This window comes from Pedobacter sp. 22163, assembly GCF_052045595.1.
In the GTDB taxonomy this organism is placed as follows: domain Bacteria; phylum Bacteroidota; class Bacteroidia; order Sphingobacteriales; family Sphingobacteriaceae; genus Pedobacter.
The window spans coordinates 34,223-53,937 of record NZ_JBQEPM010000013.1; the positions used below are offsets into that span (position 1 = coordinate 34,223).

General features: G+C 38.8%; 13 protein-coding genes and 2 tRNA genes. 7 read left to right on the top strand and 8 right to left on the bottom strand.

Annotation, left to right across the window (positions count from 1 at the left end):
• Positions 1-93 precede the first annotated feature (93 nt).
• The 4 genes from ACTJKN_RS25200 to feoB all read left to right on the top strand — a co-directional run bounded on the left by ACTJKN_RS25200 (position 94) and on the right by feoB (position 8,290).
• Entirely contained in the window at positions 94-2,910 is a 2,817-nt protein-coding gene (locus tag ACTJKN_RS25200) for an outer membrane beta-barrel family protein (protein ID WP_440828405.1), read from the top strand.
• Between the two features lie 175 nt (positions 2,911-3,085).
• Complete coding sequence (locus tag ACTJKN_RS25205; RefSeq protein ID WP_440828406.1) at positions 3,086-5,857, top strand: outer membrane beta-barrel protein; 2,772 nt, start codon at positions 3,086-3,088, stop codon at positions 5,855-5,857.
• Positions 5,858-5,954: 97 nt separating this feature from the next.
• Positions 5,955-6,170, top strand: a complete 216-nt coding sequence (locus tag ACTJKN_RS25210; RefSeq protein ID WP_055913318.1) for a FeoA family protein — start codon at positions 5,955-5,957, stop codon at positions 6,168-6,170.
• An 11-nt stretch (positions 6,171-6,181) separates the two neighbouring features.
• A complete protein-coding gene (gene feoB / locus ACTJKN_RS25215; RefSeq protein WP_440828407.1) occupies positions 6,182-8,290 on the top strand; it encodes a ferrous iron transport protein B in 2,109 nt (702 codons plus the stop codon).
• A 561-nt stretch (positions 8,291-8,851) separates the two neighbouring features.
• On the opposite strand, the gene ACTJKN_RS25220 is transcribed toward feoB, so the two are convergent.
• Positions 8,852-9,328: an Lrp/AsnC ligand binding domain-containing protein gene (locus tag ACTJKN_RS25220; protein ID WP_440828408.1), complete on the bottom strand. Its 477-nt coding sequence runs from the start codon at positions 9,326-9,328 to the stop codon at positions 8,852-8,854.
• A 155-nt stretch (positions 9,329-9,483) separates the two neighbouring features.
• Here ACTJKN_RS25220 and ACTJKN_RS25225 point away from each other — a divergent pair.
• The 3 genes from ACTJKN_RS25225 to ACTJKN_RS25235 all read left to right on the top strand — a co-directional run bounded on the left by ACTJKN_RS25225 (position 9,484) and on the right by ACTJKN_RS25235 (position 10,980).
• A tRNA-Asp gene (locus ACTJKN_RS25225) sits at positions 9,484-9,600 on the top strand.
• 72 nt (positions 9,601-9,672) lie between these two features.
• Positions 9,673-9,817, top strand: a tRNA-Asp gene (locus tag ACTJKN_RS25230).
• A gap of 146 nt (positions 9,818-9,963) precedes the next feature.
• Complete coding sequence (locus tag ACTJKN_RS25235; RefSeq protein WP_440828409.1) at positions 9,964-10,980, top strand: LacI family DNA-binding transcriptional regulator; 1,017 nt, start codon at positions 9,964-9,966, stop codon at positions 10,978-10,980.
• Between the two features lie 59 nt (positions 10,981-11,039).
• Here the strand turns inward: ACTJKN_RS25235 and frr are convergent, their stop codons facing one another.
• The 7 genes from frr to nagA all read right to left on the bottom strand — a co-directional run bounded on the left by frr (position 11,040) and on the right by nagA (position 19,647).
• Entirely contained in the window at positions 11,040-11,603 is a 564-nt protein-coding gene (gene frr / locus ACTJKN_RS25240; RefSeq protein ID WP_029279059.1) for a ribosome recycling factor, read from the bottom strand.
• Between the two features lie 39 nt (positions 11,604-11,642).
• Positions 11,643-12,347: a UMP kinase gene (pyrH, locus tag ACTJKN_RS25245; protein WP_116248891.1), complete on the bottom strand. Its 705-nt coding sequence runs from the start codon at positions 12,345-12,347 to the stop codon at positions 11,643-11,645.
• A gap of 133 nt (positions 12,348-12,480) precedes the next feature.
• Entirely contained in the window at positions 12,481-13,371 is an 891-nt protein-coding gene (locus tag ACTJKN_RS25250; RefSeq protein WP_440828410.1) for a hypothetical protein, read from the bottom strand.
• Positions 13,325-14,107, bottom strand: a complete 783-nt coding sequence (locus tag ACTJKN_RS25255) for a hypothetical protein (RefSeq protein WP_440828411.1) — start codon at positions 14,105-14,107, stop codon at positions 13,325-13,327. The genes ACTJKN_RS25250 and ACTJKN_RS25255 overlap by 47 nt, the downstream gene beginning before the upstream one ends.
• A gap of 147 nt (positions 14,108-14,254) precedes the next feature.
• Positions 14,255-17,527: a TonB-dependent receptor gene (locus ACTJKN_RS25260; RefSeq protein WP_440828412.1), complete on the bottom strand. Its 3,273-nt coding sequence runs from the start codon at positions 17,525-17,527 to the stop codon at positions 14,255-14,257.
• 55 nt (positions 17,528-17,582) lie between these two features.
• Positions 17,583-18,545 carry an MBL fold metallo-hydrolase gene (locus ACTJKN_RS25265; protein WP_440828413.1) on the bottom strand — a complete coding sequence of 321 codons (963 nt, stop codon included), beginning with the start codon at positions 18,543-18,545 and terminating at the stop codon, positions 17,583-17,585.
• A 10-nt stretch (positions 18,546-18,555) separates the two neighbouring features.
• Entirely contained in the window at positions 18,556-19,647 is a 1,092-nt protein-coding gene (gene nagA, locus ACTJKN_RS25270; RefSeq protein ID WP_440828414.1) for an N-acetylglucosamine-6-phosphate deacetylase, read from the bottom strand.
• Positions 19,648-19,715 lie beyond the last annotated feature (68 nt).

A 19,715-nucleotide genomic window follows, 5' to 3' on the forward strand; every position in this document is an offset into this window, starting at 1 on the left:
AAATGTTACCAAGCTTTTAACACACCTTAACAAACCTTTGCACCTTTCCCTAGTCTGATAGCTTAGTTTTGTATTAATATCTAATTTTTTTTGATGAAAAAAAACGTTCAGTGGGCAATATTCATTGTGCTCCTATTTTGTGGATATATTGCCCAGGCTCAAAATACTGGCTCAATAAGCGGTAAAGTAATTAACGCGAAAGATAAAAAGCCGGTTGACTTTGCTACAATAGCAGTTAAAAGCTTGAAAGATTCGAGTGTCGTGGCATCCGGCCAGACCAGTCCAGACGGCTCTTTTAGTTTTAAGAGCATTGCCCCAGGTAAATATAGAATCTACTCTGCCTTTTTAGGTTTAAAAACAGTTACGAAAGATGTTGAAGTGGCCAAAGCAGCTGTAAATGCCGGCGAAATTGCCATGGTTGATGATGGCCTTGATTTAAAAGATGTTAACGTTACCGCAAGCATTCCGGTAGTTGTAAAAACAGATACCATTGAATTTGATGGGAAATCGATCAAAGTTAGAGAGAACGCCGTTGTAGAAGATATGTTGAAAAAACTTCCTGGAGTTGAAGTGGCAAAAGATGGAAGTATTAAAGCGCAGGGCGAAACCGTTACAAAGGTTAAAGTAGATGGTAAAGAGTTTTTCGGAACAGATCCCTTATTGGCTACAAAAAACTTACCTGCTGATATGGTAGATAAGATTCAGGTAATTGATGAGATGTCTGAGCAATCTCAATTTTCTGGTGTTGATGATGGTACGAGGAATAAAATCTTAAATATCACAACTAAAGCCGGAATGAAAAAGGGTTATTTTGGAAATAGCACGGTTGGATACGGTACAGAAGATCGTTATGATGCAAGTTTAAATGTGAACAAGTTCAATAATGACCAGCAGTTCAGTTTTATTGGTCAGTTTAACAATGTAAATAAACAGAATTTCGGGCAGGGTAATGGTGTTGGAAATGGTTTTGGTGGCGGTGGCCGGGGTAATTTCGGTGGTGGAGGAAGTGGGGCTGGTAGCGGTGGTATTACAACCACGAATGCTGCAGGTTTGAACTTTGCCGATACCTATAAAGATGGGACCCAAATTCAGGGGAGTTACTTCTTTAACAAATCGGCTGTAACAAACCAACAGACAAGTTTCACTCAAAATTTATTGGGGAACAGGATTACTACCGTTTCGAACAATGCGGATAATAATACGGACAGGATCAATCATAGGTTTAATTTTATGATCGATACCAAGCTAGATTCTTCTACAACAATTAAGATCCAGCCAAACGTATCCTATACCGAAAGTGATGCTACAAACCTGAGCGATTATACCCGAAATCTGATTCAGTCTACAACTATCGGAGATCAACGCTATATCAGCAACAGCACTACCCCAAACATCAGTAACAACCTTTTGGTCCGTAAAAAGTTTAAAAGACGTGGTAGAACATTATCACTCAATGTCAACACGAGTATCAATAATAATGATGCTGATAACTATAATTATATATCTGAAACGAATACCATTAACAGTATACCAACGGCTAGTTTGATCGATCAGTTGAACAAGGTAAACACGAACTCTATTAATAATACCTCCAGATTGGTATATACCGAGCCCTTATCTAAAACAACGAGTTTAGAGTTTAACTATCAAAACGGATATAGCCATGATAACCAGGGCCGCCAGGTATTGGATTTCAATTCAGCAAGCGGGCAATACGATCTGGTTAATCTGGATTATACCAATATTTATGAGAACCAAACTTTAACAAATGCTGCGGGTGTAAGTTTTACCACCAACGAAAAGAAATATAACTGGAATATTGGTTTAGCCGCACAGCAAACCAATCGCGAAAACACCAACCTTACAACTGGTTTGGTAAGAACACAGAATTTCATCAATTTAACGCCTTCGGCAAATTTCAGGTACAATTTCAGTAACTCCAGAAGATTGAATATCCGCTATAGGGGAACAACCCAACAGCCTAGCATCAACCAGATTCAGCCAATAGCCGATAATACGAATACGCAAAGTGTTTTTGTTGGTAATCCAGGATTAAAGCCACAGTTTAATAACAATTTAAATATCAACTATAACAATTTCGATTTCGCCAAAAGCAGAATGTTCTTCGCTTTTTTAAGTTTGAGTCAAACTTTTAATGCAATTGGTAACAGTAGCCAATTGGTGACCGACCAAAATGATAAGGATTTCGGTAAAATTAGAACGACATACGTTAATGTTGACGGAGTTTATTCCGGTAATGCAAGTATCAATATGGGGGTGCCAATTTTACCTGAACGTAAATTGACACTGAATGCATCGTTAAATGGAAACTACAACAGGAATGTGAATTTTACCTCGGGTGATAATAACACTACTGATCTGGTAAAAAATATCACGAATTCCTGGTCGGTTACCAACAGATATAATTTTGTAACCAACTTTGATAAGTTTGATCTTACTGGTGGTATTTCTGGAACTTACAACAGGGCAACTTACTCTGCTCAGCCAAACTCGACTACAAACTATTATACTTTAAATCCTAGTTTTGATATCAGTTACTTATTTCCCGGAAATATCCGTTTAGCGGTAGATTTAGATTATATCAAAAATACAGGTAGAGGTGAAGGATATAATACCGAATATACTTTGGTGAATTCTTATATCAGTCGTCAGTTCTTTAAAAACAGAGGCACATTTAAAATTGCTGTTAACGATGCTTTTAACCAAAATCAGGGCATTAGCAGAACAGCAACAAATAATACCATTACAGATTTAAACTATAATGTGTTAAAACGTTATTACATGTTCTCATTTACTTATTCTTTAACACGTATTGGCGGGAGAAATATGAGTGGAGATATGCAGATGCCTGCCCAGGGAGGCGATGGCGGCCGTCGTATGAGAATGTAAAAAAAATATCAATTAAATAAAGGAAGTCTCGGTTTTAACCGGGACTTTTCTGTTTTATAGTCACAGGGTCTATGATTAAATGTATTGTTGACATTTATGTATTCCAAATGTTACTTAAGTAAAATAAACCTTTATAAAAGTCGATAGTCTCTATGCTATAAACCAAACTAACCGAATGAAACAAATTTTTACGCTCCTTCTAATTTTATCATCTTTTTATGTTTATGCCCAGAAGACGGGTTCAGTTAGCGGACGGGTTGTCCAATCAAAAGATAAGAAACCAATTGATTATGCTTCTTTAGCCGTAAAAAATCTTTCAGATTCTAGTATGGTGGGTGCGATAAGTACCGCTGAAGATGGAAAATTTGTTTTCAAAAATCTAAAGCCAGGTACTTATAGGCTTTATGCTGCTTTTTTAGGGCTCAAAAACACCACAAAAGATTTTATCATTACCGCCGATAAAACAGATATTATACTGGGAGATATTGTACTGGAAGGTGGTGCAATAGATCTTCAAACGGTTGATATTAAAGCAGAAGTTCCGCCAATTGTGGTAAAAAAGGATACCCTCGAGTTTAATGCAAGCTCGTTTAAAGTGGTAGAGAATGCTGTAGTAGAGGATCTGTTAAAGAAATTGCCAGGAGTAGAGGTAGATAAGGCTGGAACAGTAAAAGCCCAGGGCGAAACCATTACAAAAGTTAAAGTAGATGGTAAAGAGTTTTTTGGGAATGATCCTTTATTGGCCACTAAAAACCTTCCAGCCGATATGATCGATAAAATTCAGATTATTGATGAGCTGTCAGATCAGGCACAGTTTACCGGAATCGATGATGGTTCGAGAACAAAGATCATTAATATCACCACCAGGAAAGAAAAGAAAAATGGTTATTTCGGAAACAGTTCTGGAGGTTACGGTTCTAACGACCGTTACGATGTAAATGCGAACATCAATCATTTTAATCAGGATAAGCGATTGAGTGTAATTGCGCAGTTCAATAATGTAAACAAACAAAACTTTGGCGGCGGCCTGGGCGGAGGGAATGGCGGCAGTAATGGTGGCCGGGGCGGAATTACCGATACAAAAGCTGGCGGCTTTAATTTTTCGGATGAGTATGCCGATGAGACTGAAATCAGTCTGAGTTATTTCGTAAATAAATCTGATAACCTTATTCTGTCGAACAGTGTAAGGCAAAATTTATTGGGTGATGAAACTACGGTTTTTAAAAACAATCAGGTCAATAATTCTGATCGGTTAAATCACCGCTTAAACTTTATGGTCGATACCAAGATTGATTCATTGACGTCGCTTCGGATACAGCCAAATTTAAGTTATACCGATAACGAGAGCTTAAACAACAGTACATATACCCGCGATTTTAATAAGTATATGATTACCGGGTCACAATCGTTAAGAAATCACAATACAGCCCCATCCATTAGCAACAACATTTTATTGCGTAAAAAATTTATGCGCAGGGGAAGAACGCTTTCATTAAACTTCAGTACCAACATCAACAATAACGACGCTGATAATTACAATACGAACCCTGAAACCAGAAAAGAAAACGGGACGACCACTCAAAAAACAACCGACCAGTTTAACGATCAGGAGAGCGAGTCCATCAGTCAGAATACAAGACTGGTATATACCGAGCCCCTGGATAAAACCCTGAGCCTGGAGTTTAATTACCAGAATGGTTATAACCACAATACATCCGATCGTTTTACCTATAATTTCAATCCTGCTACCTTACAGTACGATCTGTTGGATGAAACTTTTAGCAATGCCTACGAAAATACCATTTTAACCAACTCGGCAGGTTTTAGCTTTAATAAAATGGCGAAAAAATACAACTGGAATGTAGGTATGGCGGTTCAGAACACTGATCGCACAAATAACAATATCAGCAAGGGGTTTGTACTCAAGCAGAACGTTTTCAACTATACACCCTCGGCCATGTTCAGGTATAATTTTAGCAACAGCAAACGCCTGGTGTTTAACTATAGGGGCAGTACAAACCAGCCGACCATTCAGCAGTTGCAGCCGATCCGGAACAATACCAACACACAAAGTATCCCCGTTGGTAATCCAGATCTAAAACCCGAATTCAATAATACCCTTCGCGTAGCCTACAATACATTTACTGTTGGCAAAAACAGATCGTTATTCGTTAATTTAAACCTTACCCAAACCGCTAACCGGATTGCAAATAGCAGTAGTTTAATTCAAAGTGGCGAAGACCAGGGGAAACTTGCCATTACCCCGGTTAACGTAAGTGGCGTTTACTCGGGGTCTATTTCCTCTTCATTAAGTTTGCCGATTATGGCAGAGAATAAACTGAATTTCCATATTAATGTTAGTGGTAGTTATGATAGGGATGTAAATTTTACCAATTCTTTAAAAAATATTACCAATAGCTGGTCTGTTACCAATGGTTACCGCTTGGTTTCAAATTTAGATAAACTCGATTTAACCGCAGGCGTAAGTGGCTCCGTTAATCGTGCAACCTATTCGGTTCAGCCTAATTCTAATACACGTTACTATACCTTTAGCCCAAATGTGAGTGTAAGCTATTTATTCCCAGGTGATATCCGCTGGGCAATAGATGCAGATTATAACCAGAATACCGGAAGAGGAGAGGGGTTCGATACACATTTTACACTTGTAAATTCTTACATCAGCAAACAGTTTTTTAAAAACAGGGGAACCTTTAAAGCGGCGGTAAACGATCTGCTGAACGAAAACCAGGGCGTAAGCCGTACGGCCAACAACAACACCATTCAGGATGTAAGTTATAATGTATTGCAGCGTTATTTTATGTTTTCGTTTACCTATTCCTTAAACCGCATGGGCGGTAAAAACCGGATCAGGGGCGGAGAAGAAGGTGGTAGGAACCGTGGCGGTAATGGTGGTGGTGGCTTTGGCGGTGGCAGACAGCGGAACTAGATCATTTGAGGGTAAAGCTGTGTAATTTATATCCCACGCACGGCTATCTTATTTGGAATAAATCTAAAGAAAGGTTAACTTGCACCAAATTTAGCACATGAAGCTGTCGCACCTAAAAGTTGGAGAAAAAGGAACAATTGTAGCTTTTACAGATTTAGATATGTCTGTAAAGTTAATGGAGATGGGCTGCTTGCCGGGTGAGGTCGTAGAGGTAGAGCGTTTTGCTCCTCTGGGCGATCCTATGGCGATCCGTGTTGCTGGTTATCAGCTTTGCTTGCGTAAAAGCGAAGCCGATGTTATCATTATTCAATAAAAAAGCTGGGTTTGGATATTAAAGTTGCGTTAGTTGGTAATCCCAATACAGGTAAATCTACTTTATTTAACCGTTTAACAGGGTTAAATCAAAAAATCGGAAATTTTCCGGGCATTACTGTCGATAAAAAAACAGGTTTTACAAAACTTGCCAGTGGTAAAGAAGCCGAAATAATCGATTTACCGGGAACCTATAGTTTATATCCAAAAAGTGCTGATGAAAGTATCGTTTTTCAAGTGCTTGCCGATAAAAAAAACAATAGCCATCCTGATGTTATTGTCCTCATTGCGGATGCTTCCAATTTAAAGCGGAATATGCTTTTGTATTCGCAAGTGGCAGATTTAGGCATTCCTATGATTTTAGCCCTGAATATGATCGATCTTTCGGCTAAACAGGGGATCGAGATCAATCTGGATAAACTTGCAGCGAAACTGGGCGTCCAGGTGGTTCCCATTTCAGCACGGAACAACGTTGGGATTGACAAACTAAAACAAGCCATTGCCAATACCAATAAAATTGCCACACAGCTCCAGGATATAGATGTGAATTTTCTGGCACCTGAAGCCATTAATGCCATAAAATCGAAGCTTAATTCTGATAACGATTATTATGCGCTGCAGGTTTTGCACCAGCATGAGCATTTAACTTTCTTTACAGAAAAGGAACAGGAAGAAATTGAAAATATAGAGCAGTCGCACCATTTCGAATCTTCAAAAATTCAGGCTGCAGAAACCATTGCCAGGTATAAACACCTCAGTACTATTTTATCTGATGTGGTTGTTGACAAGGGTACCGAAAAGAAGTTTTCTTTCAGCGATAAATTAGATGCTATTTTAACCCATAAAGTTTGGGGATTTGCCATTTTCTTGCTGATTCTATTTGTTATTTTCAATGCCATATTTGCCTGGTCATCTTATCCAATGGACTGGATTGAGACTGGTTTTGGTTTTATTACCAGTATTGGACACGAATATTTGCCGGCAGGTATGCTTACCGATTTGTTATTGGATGGTGTTGTAGCCGGGCTAGGCGGCATATTCGTATTTATCCCACAGATTGCAATCCTTTTTGCCTTTATATCCATTTTAGAAGATACCGGCTACATGGCCCGTGTTACCTTTATGATGGATAAAATTATGAGCAAGGTTGGGCTTAACGGTAAATCGGTAGTGCCGATGATCGGTGGTTTAGCCTGTGCAGTTCCATCTATTATGGCTGCGAGAAATATCGAAAACTGGAAAGACAGGATGATTACCATCATGGTTACCCCATTGGTAAGCTGTTCGGCAAGGCTTCCGGTATATATTTTAATCATTTCCTTAATTATTCCCTCTCAAACCGTTTTAGGTATTTTTAACCTGCAGGGACTGGCGCTGATGGTGATGTACCTGGTAGGGATTATTGCTGCGGTATTGGTGGCGTGGGTAATGAAATTCATTATCAAAACCAAAGAAAGGTCTTATTTTATCATGGAATTGCCTGTTTACCGCATGCCAAGGTGGAAAAATGTACTCTACACCATGTACGAAAAATCAAAAACCTTTGTTTTCGAAGCGGGTAAGGTTATTATCGCCATTTCCATCATTCTCTGGGTAATGGCCTCTTTCGGGCCCGGAAAGCGCTTTGAAAGCATCGATAAAAAATACGAATCTGCTTTGGCTGATACCACAAAAAATACAGATCACATTAAAACCCTCGTGGCTACCGAGAAGTTGGAAAACTCTTATGTAGGTATCCTTGGCCATTGGATCGAGCCTGCCATTCGCCCTCTGGGTTACGATTGGAAGATCGGCATTGGCTTAATTACCTCTTTTGCCGCCCGCGAAGCCTTTGTTGGTACTATGGCTACCATTTATAGTGTGGATGGTGGCGATGAGGATACCAGTACGATTAGAGAGCGCATGTCGGCCTCGGTGAACAGCCGTACCGGTTTGCCTGTGTATACTTTTGCCACTGGTATTTCATTAATGCTTTTTTATGCTTTTGCGATGCAGTGCATGAGTACGGTTGCTATTGTATACCGCGAAACTAAAGGCTGGAAATGGCCGGTTATCCAATTGGCTTACATGACGGCCATGGCTTACGTTGCTGCGCTTGTTGCTTATCAGTTGCTAAAATAGTGTTGTCTTTCTCGATTGTCGCCCTGAGCGTCGTCGAAGGGCTTTATCAAAAAATACATTAATATTTGGCTTGGAGAGCAGCGCCTGTAGAACTATCTAGGTTTCTTCCCGCTTTACTTTGCCTGCGGCGTCGTGTTCACTCCATCCGATAGCTATCGGATCGGGCTGGGGGTGGCTTGTGAGGTAGCGCTATTTTTGGCCAGGAGCATACCTACTTCTTGTCTTTAGTTCAAAGATCTCTCCACTCCGCGTTGCTCCGGTCGAAATGACGATTTTTCTAGTGTAGTCTGTCAACGATAGCAGAATCGAAGAGTTAATAGGCAATTTGCTATTTATTGCACAAACCTTTGTTGCTAAACCCGGTAGTAGCGGCAGCCCGATTCTTCATCGGCTATAGCGAATAACGGGACTACTGTTTCCGAAATCCCACTCAGCGTTCATTTCCTAATAATTATAAGAATACCAATAGCGTTTTACCATATAAGGCATATGAGATCATTTAAGCTTCGTGTTCTTAATGAAATCTTTTTGCTTTAGTCTTTTACCTTTAGTCTTTGTGCTTTAACCCAGTTCAATCTGACGCTTTATGCTCTCTTCTAACGAAATTAAAGTCTCCGTACGCTGAATACCGTTCACGGCCTGTATTTCTTCGTTTAAAACGTGGCGTAAGTGATTGGTATCCCTGCAGACAATTTTGGCAAACATACTGTAGGCACCGGTGGTATAATGCAATTCTACCACTTCTTTAATTTTGCTCAATTGCGCAACTGCATCTTTGTACTGGATTCCTTTCTCCAGGTAAATACCCAAAAAGGCGCAAATATCATATCCAGCTTTCTGCGGATCAATGATTAAGTGAGAGCCCTTAATAATCCCCATTTCTTGCAGTTTCTTCATCCTAACGTGTATCGTGCCGCCCGAAACAATCAGATCTTTAGCGATTTCTGTATAAGGTTTAGTGGCATCCTGCATCAATTGCTTTAATATATCGATGTCGAGGTTGTCAATTTCTAAATTGGAATTGTCTTTTTTAAGCATATTTTTGAATTATGATAAGCGAATTTACGAATATTTATCAATATTATAAAAATAAAATTAAATGTTTAAAATATTTGCAAGGTATTGGATGTTCCTTTACATTTGTATCAAGCAATTAACAAAAAGAAACGTTCTTTCAAAATTGCATAACATAATGTAGGGTGGTGAAACAGGCAGACACACCTCCTTGTCTCGGTGGCGGAGAATAATGGGAATATACCGGTTTCGGTACTAACCACTCCTTGAAGGTTCGATTCCTTCCCCTACAGCCAGTTCAGTTGGCAATTTACAGTCGGCAGTTTAAAAACTGAAAATTGGAAATTGAAAACTGTTAACTTTTAAAATGTTGGGTGGTGAAATTGGCAGACACGCCTCCTTGTCTCGGTGGTGGGGAATAATGGGACAAACGCAGTTTATTGGGTTGACCACAAATTAATTTTTTGAACTGTAGCTAACTACCCCTTGAAGGTTCGACTCCTTCCCCAACAGCATTTTTTATGAATAATAAGTTAGTTAATCGAGCAATCCTGGATAGGTTGCTCTTTTTCTTTTTAAGCTAGTTTTTTCATATCCATCATATATTTATAGATATATTGGTATATTACCAGTCAAATTTTATTCGTTCAATGCCTGTGATGAAGAAACGCGTTTCAATTAAAGATATAGCTAAACAATTAAATATTTCCATTACAACCGTATCGTTTGTAATTAATGGGAAAGCAAGAGAAAAAAATATTAGCGAATCGCTTACCAAAAAAGTATTAGAACTGGTTGCTGAATTAAATTATCAGCCCAATACCCTTGCAACAAGTTTAAGAACAGGCAAAACAAAAATTATCGGATTCCTGGTTGATGATATTTCTGAGCCTTTTTTCTCGGGTATAGCACGCCGAATTGATGAAATTGCTTCGAGCCTTGGTTATAAGATACTTTTTAGCAGTACCAGGAACGATACCGAAAAGGCAATAGAATTGCTGCAGATTTTTAAAGACAGGCATGTTGATGGCTATATTATGGCCTTGCCTGAAGGTTTGGAAGAAGAAGTTAAAAAATTGATTCAAACAGACGCTCCAGTGGTACTATTCGATCGGTATGTACAGGATGTTAAAACAGATTATGTAATAATTGACAATCAAAGCAGCACCTACGGCGCCACCGAGCACCTCATTAAGAATAATTATAAAAGAATAGGTTTTGTAACCATCGATACCTTACAGCAACAGATGGTAGACCGTTTGGCCGGCTATGAAAGCGCTGTAGAAAAATATAACTTGCCGTCAATTGTAAAAAAGATTAAATATGTAAATTCTGCCGAATCAATTGAGGAAATGATAAAGTTTTTTAAAACAGAAAAACAGCTAGATGCAGTAGTTTTTGCAGCTAACTATATTTGTTTAGACGGTTTAAGAACTTTTAGAAAACTAGGTATTCAGATCCACAAGGATATGGCTGTTGTCTCTTTTGATGATTTCGAAATCCTGGAGTTTTGTGAGCCTCCGGTTACGGCTATTGCACAGCCTCTTGAGGCCATTGCAGAAAACGTGATGAAAATTTTATTGAACAAGCTTAAAAGAACAGGAAAACCTGTCGAAAACACGCAGGTATCGTTACCTACTATTTTAAACGTTAGAGGTTCAAGCGCAAAGAAATAAGGCAATAAAAAAGGGAATAGATTTAAGTCCATTCCCTCTCCGATTGTATTTTATACAGATTAAACTGTCATTACATCTTTTTCTTTAGCCTCGGCATGTTTGTCAACCTTGATGATATAAGCATCGGTTAATTTTTGCACTTCGCCTTCACCTGTTTTAATCTCGTCATCAGAAACACCTTCACCTTTTAGTTTTTGAATTTTGGTATTGGCATCTTTACGGATGTTACGAACGGTAATGCGGCCTCTCTCGGCTTCTTCCTTCACTTTTTTCACTAAGTCTTTTCTACGCTCTTCTGTTAAAGGCGGTACAACCAGGCGGATAACAATACCATCATTTTGTGGATTGATACCAATATTGGCTACTTGAATAGCTTTTTCAATTGCAGTTAAAAGTGATTTTTCCCAAGGTTGGATTACGATTGTTCTGGCATCAGGCGTATTAATACTGGCTACTTGTGATAATGCTGTAGCTGCGCCATAATAATCCACGAAAATACCATCCAACATTCCAGCTGATGCTTTGCCAGCTCTGATTTTTGTTAATTCAGATTCACAATGATCGATAGCTCTATCCATTGCAGATTGAGCATCCATTAATTGTAATTGTATGAGGTCGTTCATAATTGTGTGTATTTCTACAAAAATAATAATTTTTATTCCTTATTTAACCAGGGTTCCAATAGGATCGCCATTGGCAATTTTCATGAAATTGCCATGTTTGTTCATATCAAACACAATAATAGGCACTTGGTTTTCTTCACAAAGCGTAAATGCGGTCATATCCATCACATTAAGGCCTTTATCGTAAACTTCCCTGAAAGAAATTTCTTCGTATTTAGTGGCCAATGGATCTTTTTCAGGATCTGCTGTATAAATTCCATCAACACGCGTTCCTTTTAAAACAACATCTGCTTTAATTTCGATCGCACGTAAAGCTGCTGCAGAATCGGTTGTGAAGTATGGATTACCGGTTCCGGCACCAAAAATAACCACACGGCCTTTTTCTAAATGGCGAACAGCTCTTCTGCGAATAAATGGTTCACAGATCTGCTCCATTTTAATAGCAGTAAGTAAACGTGTTTTAATACCCACTTTTTCTAACGCATCTTGCAAGGCCATAGAGTTGATAACTGTTGCCAACATACCCATATAATCGGCTTGCGCCCTGTCCATCCCACTTTTTTCGGCGCTTAAACCTCTAAAAATATTCCCTCCTCCAATTACGATTGCGATTTCTAAACCTTTATCGTGTACAGCTTTGATATCTTCTGCGTATTGTTTAACGCGCTCATTATCAATTCCGTATTGTTTGTCGCCCATTAGCGATTCTCCGCTAAGCTTTAATAGGATGCGTTTGTATTTCATGACCTCAAAAATATTAACAATTTTTTACTTACAGGCTATTGTTTTAATATTTGATGTAAATATTTAATTAGGTTAGCTGTATAAATAAAAAAGGGCGATATTTTCATATCACCCTTTTCTGTTATTGGATTAATTATTGTGCTTTAGCAAGCCATAATGAGGCATTTAAATGCAAAGCCGGATGGGAGGTGTATCCAGATGGTACATCACCAGACCAACCATTAAATAAGTTATCGTTCGTATCGCCGGTTCCATCATCAGAAGGCGAACTATCGCCAACAAAGGCTACTCTTCCGCTTCCGTATGTCGAAATTAATGCCATTACACCATTAGTACTTCCTAATGTGCTGCTCATTCTCCAGAATAATCCTTGTACTGTAGAATTTTGTGTTGGAAACAAGGTTGCAGTTGTACCATTATAGAAAGCTAATTTTGAAGCATTTCCGGCAGCACCATTTAAAACCAGATTGGCAATGGTACTTGTTCCGGAGTAAACTTTTGTGCTTGGTTTTTCGCTAATGTCAACATAATCTACATTAAAGCCGAAAGGTTTGTTGTTGTTAATGCCGTTATTGCTCATCAAATCATTCCAAACTCTTGGAGAATCGTAGCCATCGCCATCTCTGTCTGAAGGATTATAGCCATTTGCATCTGTTCCGGCTGTACTTGCAGCAGTATGATCGGCCACCATCATTAAACCGCCACCATTGGCCACAAAATTCATAATTGCCGTTTTTTCGGCTGCAGTAAATAATTTATTCGGTTCAATCACCACATAAACATCGTAATTTTTTAAATCCTGGGGATTAGCGGTATTGCCATAAGTAATGGCAGTACCCCCTGGCAAAGTTTCTACCAGTTCGCCACGTTTTACCAATTCTACGGCCCAGGCAGACATGGCTCCTTTCCAGTAGGTTTCAGGAGTTGAAGCAGTTATACCGGTATATGAGGGTGTAGGAAATCTTTGGGCTTTAAGTTCAACAGAGGTGCCTCCTTGATAACCTGGAACATTTTTCAGTACCATCTGCATCTATCTGCCAATCGGCGCTACCTGCATTTTCCAGTTTTGAGGCATCAAATAAAAACTTCTTACCCGTAAGTACAGGATTTGTACCCGGATCGGTACCTCCACCGTTATCATTAATTGTAAGATCATCAAAGTTTATTCTATTTGAAGCGCCAGAAAGTTTTCTGATTTCTAAGCGGATATTTCCGGTAAGATTTAGGCTGAAAGATTGTGTTTGCAAGGTTGATGTGCTGGTTATATTGGTGCCCGACTGTGTCCAGCTGCTTCCTCCATTGGTTGAAAACCATAAACCCCATTGACTAGCGGCATCTGTACCATAAGTAGCATGCTGAACACTTATTGTACTAATTCCGGTTGCAATATCAAACTGCATCGTAATTTTTCCCGAGTTACGGATACGGGCAGACCATGAACCATTTTTTTTATCAGCAGCAAGATTTCCGATTAAGGCGTCGAAAAAATTCCATGACTTTCCGTTAAGTGTAATGTCATCTCCACCTGCTGAGCCGGATGGGGAAACATCATAAGCCGTTTTAGGACTGGTTGAGCCAACCTCAAAATTTTCTAAAGTTTGTGCCGTGAGTGTAGCATTTGAAGCAGAGAGGCCTAATAATTTTGCCTTAGGTAAAGCATCTTGGCTGGTTTCAGTTTCTTGTTTTTTACAAGCGCTAAAGCTTAATAATGCAGCAAACGCTATTACAGCGACGCCCGTTAATTTAAATTGTTTTTTCATAATATTGATAGATTGAAGATATTTAAACCTACTCTAATTATGTTAAGCAACTGTTGCCGGCTTATTACATTTACATTATCCCTTTTATATCAAAAATGGCTGAATCGTTATCCGATCCAGCCATTTTTGATTTTTTAGTTTGAAAAATTATTGATTAAATCTATATCTTAATCCGAATTGGATTCTCCAACGGGCAGTTTCATCAATATTGCTTGAAAATGTATTAACCAAGGGCACGTTGTTGTCTGCATTTAGGTAAGGGAAAGAAAAAGTAGGTTTACCAGATGTTGCATCCACTCCTTTAAAGTTAAGAAGTCCGTTAGCCCTGTTGGCAAATTTTGGAACTCCCCAAGTTTTATTGATCATATTTCCGAAATTGAAAATATCAAAAGTAAGCTGAAGAGAGTGCTTTTTGCCTTTCAGGTTTGCGAATAAATCTTGTGCTAGTCGAATATCAAGCGTACCGATTACATTACCAACAAGACCATTTCTTTCTGCATACTGACCTCTTTTTTTGTTAAGATAATTGTCTTGACTGATGTAGCTGTTCAATTGACCCCAAAGCTGATCAGGTGTGCGGGTATCAGCAGCATTTTCTGGTACCAAAACGATGTCGGATTTATTTGCCGGGACATAAATTAAATCGTTTCCGCTTAAACCATCATTGTTTAAGTCGCTTCCATAAGTGTAAGAATACCTAAAGCCATCCTGTAGTTGATAGAACATAGAGAATGTTGTACCTAAGTGGTTAATGTATTCCTTTCTGTAAACAACAGAGGCAATGAACCGGTTTTTAACCATATAGCTTGAATAAGAAAGTGCATCTGTATTCGGGCTGCCAGATACCTGACGGTCTCTCCACATACTTTGAGCAATAGAGCCACCATCATTAACTGATCTCGAATCGGTATAAGTATAACCTGCGGTTGCAAAAAGACCTCCTGCAAACTCTTTTGATAATGTTCCTGTAATTGCTAAACTATGGCCTTTATTGGTATTGGTCATTACAACTGCATCAGAAATGTTTGGGTTAGCAGGAGTAGGGGTTGCCGATCCGTAAATTCTTGAGCTAGTGTACCTCGGGCGGTTATCTGCACCTTTTAAAAGGGTGTATGCCGAAGTGTTTAAATTCACATTACGGAAATAAACAGAATTAATGTCTTTTGAATATAGCGCTTCGATTGTTCCGGTTATACCGCCAGGCAATTTCTGATCAACAGCCAAATTTGAACGCCAAACCTGCATAAATTTAAAATCCTGTTGGGCTACTGCCAGATTGTAGGCTGTGTTGTTTGCTGCTGTAGCCTTATTTACATTTCTATAAGCATCAACGTTGGGGGTAAATGGTCTGTTGGTTGGGTTGTTAATCGATTCAGAACCAAATTGAACACCATTGTTGCTGGCCTGGTTAGATACCCAAACCAGTGGAGGTCTTCCTGTAAATAGCCCCGTACCACCTCGTACTTGTGTTTTTCCGGCATGATTTACATCCCAGTTAAAGCCTAAACGCGGCGACCATAAAATAGAACTTTTAGGAAATCTGCTCACATCAATTTTTTCGTCATTTTCGAAAGTCAGCTTTTCTACATTCGGGTTGCTTAGTGATGCTGGTGAAGAAACGCTGGTTAAATCTGCACGTAAGCCAAGGGTTAATTTTAACTGATCGTTAACTGTAAAGGCATCTTGCGCATACAAGCCATACATATTCGACTGGATTTCTGCATAAGGGAATGATCCATCAGGCATAACCGAATATTGAACCTGGTATTTCGTTGCATTTGATACACCATTATTGGCACTGTTATAAAAATCGGCAAGGCTGTTAAAGGTATAGGCACCATAATAGTTGGGGGCGAAACCGTTAAGCGTTCTGTAGCCTTCATAATTGGCGCCCAATGTTATTTCGTGGCGGCCTGCATAGATATTAAAATTATCTGTAATCTGGTAAACTTTAGTTTTTAAGGTATTAAAGGCAGTAAAAGGTTCGTAGCCAAAAGCGGTATACGAACTTCCATCAGGATTCATAATATCAACAAGTGGAAAAGGTTTGTTCCCCTTTGATTCTCTGAAATCGTTCATGCTGTTGTAACCAACAGTTAACTGATTAGAGAATTTATTGTTAAAACGTGTTCTGAACTCGAGGTTAACGTTATCCATGTTGTTGTTTATGCCATATCCTGCCGATTGAAAAGGAAGGCCCAATTGCGATGGCTGGCGGTTATTTTTTGGCGCACCGCTATTACTTGGCAAAATATCTTTATAAGATCTGAAATAGAAATATTTTAAACTTAAAGTGTTTTTATCATCAATATTATAGTCTAATTTGGCAGATAGTTTATCGCTCCTGGTTTTTAAAGCATAATTTTCGTAAGCCCCCGGATCGTAACCAAGTGTTTGTAGAAAAGAACTTAACTTATCTAAGTCTTCGCCTTTTGCCTGAGATATATTTGGTCCCGTGCTTCCACCCCTTGAGGCTGAAAATCCTGTTCCTGGGTCTGATCTTCTTTCCAATTCTCCACTGGCAAAAAAGAATAATTTATTTTTAATAATCGGTCCACCTAAAGTAAATCCATAACCTTTAAGGCTGAAGTTGGTTACCGGCACCTTTAATCCAGCATAATTGTAATCACTTACCAGGTCCTGATTTCTGTAGTAAGTATTTAAAGAGCCTTGAAATTCATTTGTACCACTTCTGGTTACCGCATTTATTGCAGCGCCTGTAAAACCGCTCTGACGGATATCATAGGGCGCAATATTTACTGTAATTTCTTCGAAGGCATCCATATTAATCGGTTGAGAACTCGTTTGGCTCCCAATGGTACCCTGTAAACCGAATGCATTATTAAACAGCGCTCCATCAACCGTAAAATTGTTGGCCAGGTTACTTCTTCCTGCAATACTTGGACTTCCAAACTGTAAAGAGAACTGAGGGGTAAGCTTCACAAAATCGGTAAAGCTTCTATTTAAAGTTGGTAAATTTTGAATTGCTGTTCTTGAAATATTCTGCGATGCACCCGTTCTTCCCGAGTTAAAAACTTTACTTTGTTTTCCTGATACCGTAACTTCTGATAAATTACTGGCGTCTTCACTTAAAGATACATTTAAAGTAGAACTTTGGCCAAGGGCCAATTTTTCAATACGTTGTGTTTGATTTTTAAAGCCAATAAATGAAACGGTAATGGAGTAAGGGCCACCAATACGCATGGCTGGTAAATTGTAACGGCCATCCGATCGGGTAGAAGTGGCATATCTTGAGCCTGACGGTTCATGTATGGCAATCACTGTAGCCCCGCTAATTGGCCCTTTAGCATCGACAACTATTCCATTTATAGATGCTGTTGTTTCATTTTGCGCAACAGCATCTATTTTTAAGAGTATTAAAAATAGAAATGTTGTAAATAGAAGTAAGGTTTTTTTCATGAGTAATTTTTAAGCAAAAATACTCCGACTTACTGTAGCTAATGTTGCATTTATATTAATTAATAGTTAACAGTTTCCCTTGCTTAGGAAATATTAAGTTTAAATTCAGTGCGTTTTCGGTAAGTAATTGATGTTTTATTTTTTCGGCACTACGTTGGGGAGGTTTAATATGGGTTACTATAAAAGAAACTTTTTTAATGGCATCGCCATCTGTTAAACTTTTAAGTTTACCAATTTCACTGAAAAAAAGCTTTGGGGTAAGGTGTCCAAATAATTGCTTATCAGGTTGCTCATTTGGGAAAGAAACTTCCAAAAAGATTGCTTTTAATTGGCCTTGATTAATCAATGGGGATATGGTTTGCCATAAGCTGGCGAGTTTATCCGATTTTTCAATTTCATCTGCGCCGGTATCTCCGAGGTACAATACATAACTATCATTGTGACTGATCAAAAAAGCAGTGCTCTTATACGGATTTCCATGGCTAAGTTCGAAAGCCTTTACTTTCATTTCCGTTCCATCAAGCAGATTGGTATTGCCTTCAATCAATGGAAAATAAGTATACTTTTTTAATTGTGGCTTTTCGCCTTCATTTGCAAAATTGGCCCAGGCATCCCAGGTAAAATATTTATCCTTTAAAATATTCAACACTGAAGGTATTCCGTAGATGTTTTTGGATGTATCGGCCGGAGAGTTGATAATCAATCCTGCTACATGATCTAAATGTGCATGTGAGATCAAATATCCCTTAATCTTTTTGCGCTGAATCTCTTCGCTTATTCCTCTTAATGATTTATATTCAATGGCCTTTTGAATACCGGCATTTATGGTGCCTGCATCTAAACAAACATAATTTGCGCTACCTTTTGGAGCAATCATATAAGAGGATAAATTGCTCTCATCGTCTCCGCCCTTCACTCCGAGGGGTATTATTGTAAAAGCAGTACCTATTTCTTGTCCCCAGGAATTACTGGTATAAACTGACAAGAATATTATTGCTGCGAGGATTTTGTTGAACATGTTAAATTAATTATATCGTTTCGCCTTTAAATACGACCTCTTTTAAATTCAGGTCATCATCAAGTACCAATAAGTTTGCCTGATGCCCGGTTTCTATCGTTGCAGTAAGATTTTCGATGCCGATCAATTGGGCAGGGTAGAGCGTTCCCATTTTAATTGCATCATTTAAGCTGATATCACAATGTAGTACACAATTTTTAACAGCTTCTAACATCGTGAGCGATGAGCCGGAAAGTGTCCCATCTGGCATCACATATTTATTGCCTTTTTGAACATGCTGATACGGCCCTGTTGAACAAGCAGTAACCGCATCGGTAATGAGGAACAAACGTTCTTTTAAAAGTTTTTGGGCAAACTTAACCACTTCGAAATCTACATGCTGACCATCGGCAATAATACTGGCCATAGCTTTGTTGTGGCTAAAAACAGCTGTTGGTATTCCAGGTTGGCGATGGTGGATGGGGCTCATCGCATTAAAGAGGTGTGTAGTGGTTTGGATGCCCTTGTTATAAGCAGCCGTTGCCTCATCAAATGTCGCATTACTATGCCCTAATGAAACCACCACCCCATTAGCTAACAAATATTCGATCACTTCATCATCCTGAAGTTCTGGGGCAATGGTCATCATTTTAATTACCCCATCACCAAAATCAATCAGTTTCTTAATTTCATCTAGGGAGGCTTTACGTACAAAGGCCGGAACATGCGCACCCAAACGTTTTGGATTTAAAAACGGCCCTTCCAAATGTAATCCCAGGAAATTTTTTGCAGCTGTACGGTGTTCTTTAGCTGCTTTGATACAGTCATCAAAAACTTCAGGAGAATTTGTTGCCATACAAGCTAAAAAGCCTGTAGTCCCTTTTTTAAGCAGGTCATTTTCCATGATGCTTAACGATTCTGCGCTTGGCTCGGCTGAAAATAACCTGTCGCCTGCACCATAAATCTGTAAATCTATAAAACCTGGTACAACAAGCGAATGGCTGGTTTCATTGTTTCTGCTTTCATTAATATTGGAAATTAGAGCGCCATTAATTATGATGTCCAGATTCTTTTTTAAATCGTTTCCCTCAAAATAGGAGGCATTGGAAATTACTTTAGGCATATCAAACGTTTGAGTAAATTTAATCTTACACGGTCAAAGTTAAATATTGTAGCTATATATTTGGATAA